Origin of the sequence: Yersinia aldovae ATCC 35236, assembly GCF_000173735.1 — a bacterium.
Classification (GTDB): Bacteria; Pseudomonadota; Gammaproteobacteria; order Enterobacterales; family Enterobacteriaceae; genus Yersinia; species Yersinia aldovae.
Window position 1 is genome coordinate 211,998 of the sequence record NZ_ACCB01000001.1, and the last position, 13,924, is coordinate 225,921.

The following is a 13,924-nucleotide window of genomic DNA, read 5'->3' on the forward strand; positions in this document are numbered from 1 at the left end:
GGAGTAGCACTATGACGACTATTGATAATCAGTCTGCTGTTCAGCCATCGGCGCTGTCGGAGCAAAAAATACTGTTGGATGTGAAAGATTTGACCGTCACATTCGGCACACCCGATGGTGATGTGACTGCGGTTAACGCACTCAATTTTGACCTGCGTGCTGGCGAAACACTGGGCATTGTGGGGGAATCTGGCTCGGGTAAATCACAAACGGCATTCGCTTTAATGGGGCTGCTGGCCAGTAATGGTCGCATCGGTGGCTCCGCGAAATTTAATGGCCGTGAGATCCTAAACCTGCCTGAGAAGCAATTGAACCGTTTGCGGGCGGAAGAAATTTCGATGATTTTCCAAGACCCGATGACGTCACTAAACCCCTATATGCGGGTGGGTGAGCAGCTCATGGAAGTGCTGCAACTGCATAAAAAGATGAGCAAAAGTGAGGCGTTCGAAGAGTCGATTCGGATGTTGGATGCGGTAAAAATGCCCGAAGCGCGCAAACGGATGCGTATGTACCCCCATGAATTTTCAGGGGGAATGCGTCAGCGAGTCATGATTGCAATGGCACTATTGTGCCGCCCGAAATTATTGATTGCCGATGAACCGACAACTGCGCTGGACGTAACAGTTCAGGCACAAATCATGACTTTGCTGAATGAATTGAAAAGTGAATTCAATACCGCGATCATTATGATCACCCATGACCTTGGCGTTGTGGCCGGTATCTGTAATAAAGTTTTGGTGATGTATGCCGGGCGAACTATGGAATACGGTCAGGCCCGTGATGTGTTTTATCAACCAAGCCACCCGTATTCTATTGGCCTGTTGAATGCTGTTCCTCGCCTTGATGCTGAAGGTGAATCTCTAATGACTATTCCAGGCAATCCGCCGAATTTACTGCGCTTACCCAAAGGTTGCCCGTTCCAGCCGCGTTGCCAATTCGCAATGGATCGCTGTTCTACAGCACCTGAGTTGGAGCACTTTGGTGAAGGCCGTTTACGTGCCTGTTTTAAGCCAGTAGGGGAATTAGTATGAATGCCATAACAGATAAGAAAGTATTATTGGAAGTGGCTGACTTGAAAGTCCATTTTGATATTCAGGATGGTAAACAGTGGTTTTGGCAACCCTCAAAAACCCTAAAAGCGGTTGATGGTGTCACCCTGCGGCTGTATGAGGGTGAGACTTTAGGTGTGGTGGGTGAGTCCGGCTGTGGTAAATCAACCTTTGCTCGCGCCATCATCGGCCTGGTCAAAGCCTCTGGCGGCAGTGTCTCGTGGTTAGGCAAAGACCTGCTCAACATGAGCAAAGCTGAGTGGCGCGCAACGCGTAGTGACATTCAGATGATATTCCAGGACCCGCTGGCATCATTAAACCCGCGTATGACTATTGGCGAAATTATTGCTGAGCCATTACACACTTATCACCCCAAAATGTCACGGCAGGAAGTCAAAGATAAAGTTAAAGCCATGATGTTAAAGGTGGGATTATTACCTAACCTAATCAACCGTTATCCTCATGAGTTTTCCGGAGGGCAGTGCCAACGTATCGGTATTGCTCGCGCGCTGATTCTTGAGCCTAAACTGGTGATTTGTGATGAGCCGGTTTCCGCGCTGGATGTGTCAATTCAGGCGCAGGTCGTTAACTTATTGCAGCAATTGCAGCGCGAAATGGGGTTGTCACTGATTTTTATTGCCCACGATCTGGCGGTGGTAAAGCACATCTCTGATCGGGTATTGGTGATGTATTTGGGCCATGCGGTGGAGTTGGGAACCTATGATGAGGTTTATCACAACCCGCAGCACCCTTATACCAAAGCGTTAATGTCTGCGGTACCAATCCCCGATCCGGACAAAGAAAGGGCTAAAGTCATTCAGTTGCTGGAAGGGGAGCTACCTTCGCCGATTAACCCACCATCAGGCTGTGTATTCCGCACTCGTTGCCCGATTGCCGGGCCAGAATGTGCGAAAACGCGCCCACTGCTGGAGGGCAGTTTCCGACACGCGGTTTCATGTCTGAAAGTTGATCCGCTGTAATATGATGGTGTCGCTTCACCCAACGTTGCGTATCGAATAGCAAAAAGCCACTGGCCTTATTGAACTGCACCCCAAATGTTGGACACTCAATAAAGTAAGGTGCTTTTTTTTATGAGTAAATACTCTCTCAATTTCAAGTTACGGGTCGTGCAACACTATCTTTCCGGACTGGAGGGACAAAAAGCGACAGCCAAACGATTTGGCATTGATCACAGTGCGGTCCGTAAGTGGTCCAGTGCGTGGAAACTTCATGGTGAGGCAGGACTGACGACAAAACCTGGCCACTATCCTCCAACCTTTAAGGAAGCCGTTATTCTGTATATGCGCGACCATCTTCTTTCCGCACGTGTGTTTAATATTCCTGCATTCACCTCTGTTTGCCTGTGGGAACGCCTGTATAATGAAGGGGGTCTGGAAGCCCTCAGAAATAGCCGCCGCGGGAGAAAAAGGATGTCAGAATTAACCGGAAAACACCCTAAAAAAAACACAACATCCTCTCTTTGTCCAGATGAACGGGAAGAGCTGGAACAACTTCGTGTTGAGGTGGCTTATCTAAAAAAGTTGCAGGCCTTACTCAGTCAAAAAAACACGCCAGAGCATGGTACAAAGCGCAAGCCGTGAATGAGTTAAGGCAATAATATTCGCAGCCCCGTCTGCTGAGGGCCGCAGAGCTAGCCAGAAGCACGTTCTACTGGCAGTTATCTTCATGCAAAAAACCAAATAAATATGCGGATGATAAGCGACGGATTACGACACTGTTCCATCAGCATAGAGGTCGATATGGATACCGCAGGATCACGCTTGCCTGTTGCAGGGCTGGCACGCCGCTTAACCATAAAACTGTTCAGAGGTTAATGCAGGAGTTACAGTTAACTTCCTGTATTAGAAGAAAGAAATATAACTCTTATAAAGGTCGATATGGAAAAGCAGCCGATAATATCCTGAGCCGTCAGTTCAGTGCGGATAAACCTAATCAGAAATGGGTAACGGATGTTACTGAGTTCAAAATTAGCGGAGAGAAACTGTATTTATCACCGGTACTTGATCTCTATAATGGTGAGATAATCGCGTATCAGATGGAGTCACGCCCACATCTGTCAATGGTGGAGAATATGCTGTCAAAGGCCTTATCAATACTGAGTGAAAATGAATATCCGCTGATACATTCAGATCAAGGCTGGCAATATCAAATGGCACAGTACCAGATATAGTCATTCGCACCCTGAGAGTTACACTTTTAAGTGATTCAGGGTATGCGCTTACTGGTTACGAATATTGTGCCAGAATCATGTGATTTGATGATTGCCGCTTTGCTTTCGAGCCAGTAAGTGCTCCACGTTCGCTAACGAATACTCAGGGCATGCAGAAAAACTGCTGACTATATTTCTTTCGAAGAACGTGGAATGCATACCAATCCCCGATAAAAAGGAGTTGGTCATGACTACGATAGATCAGTTTGCTGCCCATGTTGGTTTGGACTGGGCGGATAAAAAACACGATGTCTGCGTTCAGTTTAAAAACGGTGAGCGTATATTCTATGTGGTTGAACACACTCCGGAAGCGCTTGATATCTGGCTCAGCGAGTTGCACCAGAAGGTGAAAGGCAGGATCGCGATCGCCCTTGAGCTGAAGAAAGGCCCGGTGGTGTATGCTCTCCAGAAGTACCCATTTGTCACGGTTTTTCCTGTGCACGCGTTGTCACTGGCCCGCTATCGGCAGACCTTTTGGCCAAGTGGTGCGAAGGATGATCCACAGGATGCTGAGTTAGCATTAGAGCTAATGTTACGCTATCCCCAAAAGATAAAAGCCATAGAACCCGACAATGCGGATATCCGGTTACTTCAACAATTAGTTGAGCAGCGTCGACTGCTGGTCGAAGACAAACGCCGTTTTGTGAATCGTCTCATCAACACGCTTAAGCAGTATTATCCTCAGCCCCTGGAATGGTTCTCGCATCGGGACAGTTCTCTGTTCTGCGAGCTAATAATCCGCTGGCCCAGTCTGCAACAACTCAAGCGGGCCCGGAGCGATACCATCCGTCATTTTATGAACGCTAAAGGTGGTCCTGCTGTTGCATATACAGAGCAGCGGGTCGCAAGCATTGCCATCGCTATTCCCCTAACCACCGATAAAAGTGTCATCGAGGCGAACGCGCTAATGGCAACAGCACTTGCATCGCAAATCAAACTGGTAGGTGACCTCATCAGAACCTACGACGAGCGAATCGAATCGTTATTCAATACTCTTCCGGATGCAGACCTGTTCAAATCCCTTCCGGGCATGGGACCATGTATGGGCCCGCGAATGCTTGCAGCACTGGGTGATAACCGCAACCGCTTCAACAGTGCAGAGGAAATACAAAACTACGCTGGCATTGCACCAGTAACCGAACGAAGTGGCCAGAAATCCTGGGTACACTGGCGTTGGCAGTGTGCGAAGTTCGTCAGGCAGACCTTTGTCGAATGGGCTGCCAAGACGGTAAACTCCTCATACTGGGCCAAGCTGTATTATCAGGGGCTGCGAGAAAAAGGAAAATCTCATCAGTCAGCGATCCGGGCTCTGGCATTCAAATGGATAAGGATAATTTACTGCTGCTGGAAGACCAGAACCCAGTACGACGAAGCAAAATATTTGCTGGCTCTCGAGGCGCGACACTCGCCCTTATTGATGCCGTAAAAAGCTTGTCGAATGCCTCAGGGCGTGAAGCGGCTGAAAGAAGCGGGTCTGACGCAAAGTATGTCCAGAAAAGGGAACTGTCTTGATAACGCGGTAATAGAAAGCTTCTTCGGGACACTGAAATCGGAATGCCTGTATCTTGATGATTATAAAAATATCGGTGAGTTACGAATTGCAATCGATGAGTATATTCACTATTACAACCATGAAAGAATAAAACAGAAGCTAAAAGGCCTGAGTCCGGTAGAGTATCGAACTCAGGCCCAGATAGCCACCTGACAAACCGTCCAACTTTATGGGGTCAGTTCAATTAGGGTGGGGCTTTTTATGTTACCGCTCAGCGCTGGCGGCGTTATCGATTACTCTTTCCACAAGATATGGCAAAGTTTGTGGTCTTTTTCGCGGCACAGCAGCACCCGCGCAAAAATATCGTTAATCTCTTCACCATCATTGTCAGCCAGGCCGATAACCACTTCAGCGAAGAAGTCAGGGTTTAAATCAAAATCGACATGTTCTTGCCAATCTTCAGCCGGATCAAATAGCTCTGCGCCACCACGTTCTTCAAACTGAAGATTAAATAACAAGATATCGGCCGGATCGAGGTTATCCCCAGCTAATTCCAGAAAGATATCGTAAGCCTGTTCCAGCGTTTCATCTTCAGTCAGGCGGTTATTGAGATCCATTGAGCTTGGCTCTTGTGCGTTCTGGTCCATTTGCAGATTCCCATTTATCATTTGCGATTTGCGCTCATTAAAACATTCCCGGCACAGCTTTTACAATTATTATGCTGCCATTACTGCGTAACTCAGAGAATCTACAATTTACTAACACCCAACCACGTAACTTATTACAGTAATGGACTGAAAAAATAGAACAATCTTTCAGTGACACGATGCCAAAGAGGGCGCTTATTCCACAGTTTTCCGTCCAATAAGGCTGAACGGGCGATATAGTCACCCTGAACCTGGGCTAAATCGGCACCAAAACCATCATCATCAATGACTAGCGTGATTTCGAAATTAAGCCACAAACTGCGCATATCCAGATTAACGGTACCCACTAAACTCAGTTGACCATCGACCAGCACACTCTTGCTATGCAGCAGGCCACCTTCAAACTGGTAAATTTTGACGCCAGCTTCCAGTAATTCGGCAAAGAAAGCACGGCTGGCCCAACGTACCATCATGGAGTCGTTTTGGCGCGGAACAATAATACTGACATCAACGCCACGTTGTGCAGCGGTACAGATGGCGTGCAACAAGTCGTCGCTGGGCACAAAGTACGGCGTGGTCATGATGAGCTGCTCACGCGCAGCATAAACCGCAGTCAATAATGCTTGATGGATCATCTCTTCCGGGAAGCCGGGGCCAGATGCGATAACTTGTATCGTGTGGCCACTTTCTTCTTCAAACGGCATGATATTGGCGTCTGGTGGGGGGGGCAAAATACGTTTGCCGGTTTCGATCTCCCAGTCACAGGCATAGACGATACCCATCGTGGTGGCGACCGGGCCTTCCGTTCGTGCCATCATATCAATCCATTGGCCGACGCCGGCGTCCTGTTTGAAGAAGCGTGGATCGACCATATTCATGCTGCCGGTATAGGCAATATAGTTATCAATCAGCACGATTTTCCGATGTTGGCGTAGATCCATTCGGCGCAAAAATACTCGAAAAACATTCACTTTGAGCGCTTCGACCACTTCGATGCCGGCATTGCGCATCATGGCGGGGTAAGGGGTACGGAAGAACTGCTGGCTACCCGCAGAATCCAACATTAGCCTGCAATGGACACCGCGACGCGCTGCTGCCATCAAGGATTCGGCAACTTGATCAACCAAGCCGCCTGGCTGCCAGATGTAAAACACCATCTCTATATTGTGGCGGGCCAGTTCGATGTCGCGCATCAGGGCTTTTAGTGTGTCATCGGTGGTCGTCAATAATTGTAATTGATTGCCTTTAACGCCACTGATGCCTTGGCGGCGTTCGCATAACTGAAACAGCGGAGTGGCCACTTCACTGTTTGAACTGGCAAAAATGTGTTGGCAATCTTTGAGTTCGCTTAACCAACGGGCTGTGGAGGGCCACATGGCTTTAGCACGTTCGGCCCGGCGTTTACCCAGATGAAGTTCGCCAAATGAGAGGTAAGCGATGATTCCGACCAAAGGAATAATATAGATAATAAGCAGCCAGGCCATCGCCGAAGGAACCGCTCTGCGTTTCATCAGAATACGCAATGTTACCCCGGCAATAAGCAACCAATAGCCAAACACTGAGAGCCAACTGATTACGGTATAAAATGTTGTCATAAGGGCGGAAATCCTGTTCACAAACGGTAACTAAAAAGAGTGTACGCACAGTATGGCAAAGGCGAAACCTTTAATCGGAATTTTACTGGATAAAATCTTTTAAGCTAAAGGACTTGCAACGGTGACTACGTAATAAGTCGCGGTTTGATATTCAGGTGTTGAACAATGCGTCAGGAGAGGGGGCGAGCACAATACGTAATTTCACCGAACGGCACTTTGGCTCAACAGCTTAAAGGTTTATAATAGCGTGGTTCTCAGCTTTGGAAGAGTTTTTCATGCGACGGAGTAAAAATGAAGTCGGTCGTTGGCGAATGCTGCGGCAAAATCAACGGCGAAGAAATCGCTGGCTAGAAGGGCAATCACGGCGTTATCGCCATATCTACTGTGTCAGGCAACTCCACGAACATCAGCACCGGCGTTCGCTATTGTTCATCGTTGCTTATGAGTGGTAGCCCGAGCTTGAAGTAAAAACAGCCTCCTTGTAGGGGCTGTTCTTGTTTTTGATAAGGGTGAATATTTTGATTTTTAACTATTTGTCACATAAAAAATTTCATTAATATTGGCTATTGGTTGAGTCTAACCTGTCCTGCTGTTAGAGGGAGGTTACACGATTGAATATCGACAAGGATATTTTTCACTTTTAATTATGGCTTTTTTCGCAGAAAAACAATCCCTATCCTAAATTAACAAAATGCGATAATTCTGATGTCATTAGCTATAAAGAAAGAGGCACAATAATAACTCCTCAGTTTATTTCACATCAGAATGACATCGCGTTACTCTATATATTTGGTCACTTCGTATTAATCATTCAGTTTCAGGGGTGTTACTGTTTGGTTGTTCGAAGCGGCCATCTCACCAGAAAATGGCAAGTTTTAAATAGTAACACTTGGAATTATTAATGCGAGATTATAAGTTCATTTATTTCAATCGGTTAATGCACTTCGTGTTATCTTTACTTAAATCTGTATATTACTTTTAACGATCAATGATAAATAATTGATCAATTTTATCAATTGATCAATACTGTCGCTCTCATCAAATAAAAGGATTTTTATCATGGGTTGCAGGCTAAACATTGCGGTTGATTGCACCTTTATCTGTGAGCCGGTTTACAGCTCAACGGGTAAGTTGCTTGCGGTGGAGTTATTGAGCCGATTTATGACATCTTCTTTTAAATCGCCAATTTATACTGAACGCTTTCTGTATCAACTTAATGCGCAAACGAAAACGCTACTGTTATGTGAGCAATTATCCGCAGTGGAGAAATGTCAACAGTGGTTTATTGAACAGCAAATAACACTATCAATAAATATAGATTTTGATATGGCGCAAGCTGTGTTACATGACGAAAAAATCATATCTTTATTGGCAGTGATGCCGTTTATCCGCCTGGAGGTGATGGAGAGTTTCCCTAATCTCAATGATGGTGCTAAGAACCCATTATTAAGTAAGTTGGCTGAACGATATCCGTTGTGGTTAGACGATTTTGGCAGTGGTAATGCTCATCTCGCTGCTGCGACGAGCGGTTTTTTTGAATGCGTAAAAATTGATAAGAACTTCTATTGGCAATGTGGAGGGAGTGCCACTTTCAATAATCTCATCGCCCACCTGCGGGATCACTGCCAAAATGTGATTGTTGAAGGCGTCGAAACCCATCAGCAATTTATTCAGTTAGCGGATAGTGGTATTGATGCGATGCAGGGTTACTTATTCAGTTCATTACGGTTGAATAAGGTTAATAAGTTTCCCTTGCAATATACCGATTTTAATATTCGCTGAGCGTGCCATTACCGGGCGGTGTAAAACTGAATTTTGCTAGTATGACATCAACTTAGGAAGGTTTTTGCTGTGAATATCACAGTTAACGAGAGCTAATCGGCGGATGATAACCTACCTATCTTCAGCAAAGGCTAGAGTTCATGTCTCAATATAAATTAGCTAAAACAGTATTCTTCGGGGATTTGAAAGTCAGTACTGCACTTTATAAGTATGAGATTTATTGTGAAGAGTCTGAGCTGGTATATCATGCGGCTATTTATTCTGAACAAGTCATTGCCGCCGGTAAACATACTTACCCTGTGTGGGTAAGAAAAGATCATATGATATTAAAAGCACCCGCTCATATGCTCGATAAAGCGGTAGCGGCTTGCGAGGAGCACTGGTTGAAGCACTATAAAGTTTAGTGGCGCTGGCTTGAATGCGCCTGAATGCAGGCGTATTCAAGGATGTTATTGTGATGAAGAACCTATCTCATTAGGGCTATTTTATTTGCCATTTTGAACCTGGGTTGTACTCGGAATCTTCACGTACTACGTATACGCTCCGGTTCTTCTGCGTTGTCCGTGCTCAAACTCACCGCAACAATTATGCCTACTGGGATGGGCTCTAAGGCCGGTTATTTAATCAAAATACGCGTTTGTAAGGTTTTACTATCACCGATTGGTAAACCCCAGCGGCAACATAAGGGTCTTGTTCGGCCCAGCACTTCGCATCTTGCTGCGAGGCGAATTCGGCAATTACGGTTGAACCGGTAAAACCGGCATTGCCCGGTTCGGCACTGTCGATAGCTGGATTTGGCCCCGCGGTCAGCAGGCGGCCTTGATCCTGCAATGCTTGCAATCGCGCCAGATGGGCAGGGCGTACTGATAAGCGTTTCTCTAGTGAATCAGGGACATCCGTTGCAAAGATCACATAAAACATTTCTTACCTTCAAATTTATCAACGTGGTGCCGGTTGTGTGTGGAGGGCCATAACAACATGTTCTACTCATGAATTCAATCATCGTGAGGCGCGGCTGTTATTTGTGTCATCTGATTGAAATATACCCGCTATTTATAATGAAATAAAATGATAACTGGCGGTAAATATATTGTACGCTTTCGTTATGATTGAAGTTTTAATCGCCATTTAACGCTAATTGGTAAGATTGTTTGTGGTTGCTTATTGAATATGATTGCTATTTGCATTTACACTTGGCTGCATTAGAGGACACTGAATTATTATGCAGCTAAACAAATTTTTCCTGGGTCGCCGGCTTACATGGCCATTCGCATTTTCAATTGCCTTACACGGTAGCGTAGTTGCTGCGTTGCTATACGTTTCCGTAGAGCAAATGAAAATACAACCTGAAATAGAGGATGCTCCTCTTGCTGTCACGATGGTGAATATCGCCACTTTTGCGGCACCACAACCTGCCGCCGCCGAGCCTGAGCCAGAACCGGTTGAAGAAGCGCCACCAGAACCTGAGGTGCTACCAGAGCCTGTTGCTGTACCTATTCCTGAGCCGGTAAAGCCAAAACCCAAGCCCAAGCCTAAACCGGTGAAAAAAGAAGTCAAAAAGCCGGATGTGAAGAAGGTGGAGGCTCCACCAGACGATAAGCGATTCAAGTCTGATGAACCGGCACTGGTGGACAACAATGCACCGGTTAAATCGGCCCCCAAAGCTTCAGTACCCGGCGCTTCAACATCGGCTGGGCCAAAAGCCTTAAGTAAGGCCAAGCCGACTTATCCCGCCAGAGCATTGGCGTTAGGGGTTGAAGGGCAAGTTAAAGTCCAATATGACATTGATGAAGATGGCCGTGTGACCAATGTCCGTATATTGGACGCAACACCGCGCAACACTTTTGAACGGGAAGTGAAGCAAGTGATGCGTAAATGGCGTTTTGAGGCGGTGGCCGCGAAAGACTATGTGACGACGATTGTGTTCAAGATTGGCGGCGACATGGAGATGAGATAAGGCATTTATGCTTTGTATATATCACTTTTGAACGATATATCAGATATAAAATTATAAAGGGTCGCTTTGTGGGCGACCCTCTGTACTAACAGAACATTGGCTATTGAGTCGCACCGACCTCAAAATTACCTCTGCCGTCAGGTAACGCACGGGCTTTACCTGCATCATCTACTGCCACATAGGTAAATATCGCCTCTGTCGCCCGATAGCGCTGGCCGATAGGCTCTGAAGAGACTTTTTTGACCCACACTTCGATATTGATAGTGATAGAGCTGCGCCCGGTCTTAATGCAGCGCGCATAGCAACACACAACATCACCGACGGCGACAGGTTTGAGGAAAGTCATGCCATCAACACGTACTGTCACCACCCGCCCGTGGGCTATCTCTTTGGCCTGAATCGCCCCGCCGATATCCATTTGCGACATCAGCCAGCCACCGAATATATCGCCGTTGGCGTTGGTATCGGCAGGCATTGCCAGGGTACGAAGTACCAGTTCACCGTTAGGTAGTGATTGTTGTTCGTTCATTTCGGTCTGCTTTTGAAAGTAATAATTCGCCTGGAATGGCTCACTGAAAGCTCAATGAGCCTAATAAGATGGTTCAGAACTAGGATTTTTTTTGTTTCTTCGGGCATATGGCGATAAATATAAACGCCGCTGATCAGGGTAAATACCAGCGTCAGTGCGGTTAAGCCAAATACTTTGAAATTAACCCAAATATCTTGCGGCAGCCAGAACGCGACGTAGATATTCAAGAGGCCACAGGCCAGGAAGAACAGCGCCCAGGACATATTGAGTTTAGACCAGACACTATCCGGTAGCGTCAGCTCTTTGCCAAGCATACGTTGAATCAATGGTTTCTTCATGAACCACTGACTAACTAATAATGCAGCGGCGAACAAGACGTACAGAACCGTCACTTTCCATTTAATGAATAAATCACTGTGAAACGCCAGTGTTAAAGTCCCGAACACCAGCACCATAATTGCCGTGACCAGGGTCATTTTCTCTACCTTGCGGTATTTCAACCAGGTAAAGGCTAACGCTAACAATGTGGCGACAATCAGCGCCCCTGAAGCGATAAAAATGTCATACATCTTGTAAAAGACGAAAAAAACCACCAATGGGAGAAAATCTAAAAGTTGCTTCATGAATCAATCCATTATTTATACACCGCCTGACTATACCGGATTCAGGCAGATGAGGGTACCTGCGGCAAAGCAGTATTATCCTTAATTATCTGTTTGAATGCGCGTTCCGCCAGTGGAATTTGCAGAAACTTACGATAAACACGTAACAGATTTTGTCTGCATATTGCCAGATATGCACTAAGCCAGCATGATAAGTAAATTGGGTATCCATATTGGGTTAAGGCCGGGTGGAGTAAATATGCAAAGAAAATCGCTTCGGTATTGGATGCCAGGCTTGACCCAATTAATGGCTTATGAGCGCGAGTGGCTAAAGCCCGATGTCAGGGCGGGGTTATCGGTCGCCGCAGTCGCGTTGCCTATTGCAATTGCTTACGCGGAACTGACCGGGGTGAGTGCCGCCGTGGGGCTGTATTCGTGTATTTTGCCGATGATAGCTTATGCGTTTTTCGGTTCTTCACGGCAATTGATTGTCGGGCCTGATGCGGCCACCTGTGCGGTAATAGCCGCAGTAGTCGCGCCACTGGCGGCGGGGAATAGCGAGGTCCACTGGCAATTAACCATTATGATGACCCTAATGATGGGAACATGGTGTTTGGTGGCCAGTCGCTTCAAGTTGGGGGCGCTGGCGGATTTATTGTCACGGCCCATACTGACCGGTCTACTCAATGGGGTGGCGATGACCATTATTGTCGACCAACTGGGTAAAGTGTTTGGTTTTATGACCCGGCCACCCCAATTGATTGAGCGGGTATTGGCGTTGCCGCATAATTTGATTAACAGCCATTTACCCACGGTGGCAATCTCCTTACTGACCTTTATCGTGTTATATGGCGTGAAGTGGCTAAGACCAAACTGGCCTGCGCCCTTGCTGGCGATTGTGATGGCAACCTTCGTCTCCTGGGCGGCTAACATGCAGCAGTTTGGTGTGACGGTGGTCGGCGGGTTTGAGGGCGGGTTGCCATTGGTGCATTGGCCCGATTTTCAACCGGGCCTGCTGCGTGACATGGTTATCCCGGCACTTAACCTCGCGGTGGTCAGTTTTGTCAGTATGATGCTGACTGCACGCAGTTTTGCCGCGAAAAATGGCTATGAAGTGGATGCTGATGTGGAGTTGAGGGCATTAGGGATTACCAACATCGTCTCGGCGTTATCGCAAGGGTTTGCTATTAGCGGTGCCAGTACGCGCACCGCGGTAAATGATGCCAACAACGGTAAAAGTCAGTTGGTTTCGATTATTGCCGCACTGGTTATTGCCACGGTATTGCTGTTCCTGACGCGGCCGTTGCAATTTATTCCGGTCGCAGCCTTGGGCGTGGTGCTGATCTATGCCGCCTGGTCGTTACTGGGGTTCAGAAGCCTGTGGCAATTGCGCAAACGCAATACACAAGCTTTCTATCTGGCAATTTTTACTTTCGTCAGTGTGGTTTTGGTGGGCGTGATTAGTGGTATTGGCTTGGCGGTGTTATTGGGGCTATTGCAGTTCCTGCGCACGGTATTTCGCCCAACAGAGCAGTTATTGGGGGTGAATGCCGATGGCATGATTCATTCGATGCGCAGTGGAAATGGCATTAAACCGGTGCCCGGTGTGATGATTTATCGTTTTAACTCGCCACTGACCTATTTCAACGTTGCCTATTTTAAGCGGCGCATCCTCAATTTGGTCGATAGTACACCGCATCGGGCAGATTGGGTGGTGATTGATGCGGTTGCCAGTTTTACCTATGCCGATATCAGTGTGCTGGCGGCGATTGATGAGCTAAAGCGTGACCTAAAGCTGCGTCATATTAAGTTGATACTGGCGGGAAGGCGCACTGAGCTGACGCGCTGGTTTCGTATTAATCGCCTAAAGAGCCATGATGATGATCTGATTTTGGTGCCCGATTTGTATCTGGCACTGAAACTGATTCAGAGTAAACAGCGGGTGGCTGAGAGGGACGATAGCAGTGATAACACGGTGCCGGAGCCTGGCTGACAGGCGATGACATGGTAAGATAAGAAGGGGCCGTGATGGCCCTTTCTT

12 protein-coding genes and 3 pseudogenes are annotated in these 13,924 nt (G+C 47.0%); 10 read left to right on the plus strand and 5 right to left on the minus strand.

Features of this window, described 5'->3' with window-relative positions; genetic code table 11:
- Positions 1-11 precede the first annotated feature (11 nt).
- The 5 genes and pseudogenes from YALDO0001_RS00915 to YALDO0001_RS00940 all read left to right on the plus strand — a co-directional run.
- Positions 12-1,031: an ABC transporter ATP-binding protein gene (locus YALDO0001_RS00915; protein ID WP_004699160.1), complete on the plus strand. Its 1,020-nt coding sequence runs from the start codon at positions 12-14 to the stop codon at positions 1,029-1,031.
- Positions 1,028-2,029 carry a murein tripeptide/oligopeptide ABC transporter ATP binding protein OppF gene (gene oppF, locus YALDO0001_RS00920; RefSeq protein WP_042545961.1) on the plus strand — a complete coding sequence of 334 codons (1,002 nt, stop codon included), beginning with the start codon at positions 1,028-1,030 and terminating at the stop codon, positions 2,027-2,029. Before YALDO0001_RS00915 ends, oppF begins: the two co-directional genes overlap by 4 nt.
- Before the next feature lie 111 nt (positions 2,030-2,140).
- Positions 2,141-3,234, plus strand: a pseudogene (locus YALDO0001_RS20575) (IS3 family transposase); the annotation flags it as partial.
- Positions 3,235-3,466: 232 nt separating this feature from the next.
- The gene (locus YALDO0001_RS00935) at positions 3,467-4,705 is read left to right on the plus strand and encodes an IS110 family RNA-guided transposase (protein ID WP_042839191.1); all 1,239 of its coding nucleotides are present in this window, start codon (positions 3,467-3,469) and stop codon (positions 4,703-4,705) included.
- A gap of 9 nt (positions 4,706-4,714) precedes the next feature.
- Positions 4,715-4,984, plus strand: a pseudogene (locus YALDO0001_RS00940) (IS3 family transposase); the annotation flags it as partial.
- A gap of 80 nt (positions 4,985-5,064) precedes the next feature.
- Here the strand turns inward: YALDO0001_RS00940 and YALDO0001_RS00945 are convergent.
- Positions 5,065-5,388: an HI1450 family dsDNA-mimic protein gene (locus YALDO0001_RS00945; protein WP_025378148.1), complete on the minus strand. Its 324-nt coding sequence runs from the start codon at positions 5,386-5,388 to the stop codon at positions 5,065-5,067.
- Positions 5,389-5,552: 164 nt separating this feature from the next.
- Positions 5,553-7,013 (minus strand): cardiolipin synthase, encoded by a 1,461-nt coding sequence (cls, locus tag YALDO0001_RS00950; RefSeq protein WP_004699172.1) that lies wholly within the window; start codon positions 7,011-7,013, stop codon positions 5,553-5,555.
- 275 nt (positions 7,014-7,288) lie between these two features.
- Between cls and YALDO0001_RS19820 the strand changes: the two genes are divergently transcribed.
- The 3 genes from YALDO0001_RS19820 to YALDO0001_RS00960 all read left to right on the plus strand — a co-directional run bounded on the left by YALDO0001_RS19820 (position 7,289) and on the right by YALDO0001_RS00960 (position 9,199).
- Positions 7,289-7,465, plus strand: coding sequence for a YciY family protein (locus YALDO0001_RS19820; protein ID WP_071986364.1), 177 nt, complete (start codon positions 7,289-7,291; stop codon positions 7,463-7,465).
- A gap of 607 nt (positions 7,466-8,072) precedes the next feature.
- The gene (locus YALDO0001_RS00955) at positions 8,073-8,795 is read left to right on the plus strand and encodes an EAL domain-containing protein (protein ID WP_042545959.1); all 723 of its coding nucleotides are present in this window, start codon (positions 8,073-8,075) and stop codon (positions 8,793-8,795) included.
- A 140-nt stretch (positions 8,796-8,935) separates the two neighbouring features.
- Entirely contained in the window at positions 8,936-9,199 is a 264-nt protein-coding gene (locus tag YALDO0001_RS00960) for a hypothetical protein (RefSeq protein WP_004699178.1), read from the plus strand.
- 220 nt (positions 9,200-9,419) lie between these two features.
- Here the strand turns inward: YALDO0001_RS00960 and YALDO0001_RS00965 are convergent, their stop codons facing one another.
- Positions 9,420-9,716, minus strand: coding sequence for a YciI family protein (locus YALDO0001_RS00965; protein WP_042545958.1), 297 nt, complete (start codon positions 9,714-9,716; stop codon positions 9,420-9,422).
- A 301-nt stretch (positions 9,717-10,017) separates the two neighbouring features.
- On the opposite strand from YALDO0001_RS00965, the gene tonB reads away from it, so the two are divergent.
- A complete protein-coding gene (gene tonB / locus YALDO0001_RS00970) occupies positions 10,018-10,752 on the plus strand; it encodes a TonB system transport protein TonB (RefSeq protein WP_042839192.1) in 735 nt (244 codons plus the stop codon).
- A 100-nt stretch (positions 10,753-10,852) separates the two neighbouring features.
- Here the strand turns inward: tonB and yciA are convergent, their stop codons facing one another.
- Together yciA and YALDO0001_RS00980 are read right to left on the minus strand one after the other, a co-directional pair.
- Complete coding sequence (yciA, locus tag YALDO0001_RS00975; protein ID WP_042545956.1) at positions 10,853-11,281, minus strand: acyl-CoA thioester hydrolase YciA; 429 nt, start codon at positions 11,279-11,281, stop codon at positions 10,853-10,855.
- 86 nt (positions 11,282-11,367) lie between these two features.
- A pseudogene (locus tag YALDO0001_RS00980) lies at positions 11,368-11,904 on the minus strand (septation protein A); the annotation flags it as partial.
- 238 nt (positions 11,905-12,142) lie between these two features.
- On the opposite strand from YALDO0001_RS00980, the gene YALDO0001_RS00985 reads away from it, so the two are divergent.
- On the plus strand, positions 12,143-13,876 hold the full coding sequence (locus YALDO0001_RS00985; RefSeq protein ID WP_042839193.1) for a SulP family inorganic anion transporter: 1,734 nt from the start codon (positions 12,143-12,145) through the stop codon (positions 13,874-13,876).
- Positions 13,877-13,924: the final 48 nt, after the last annotated feature.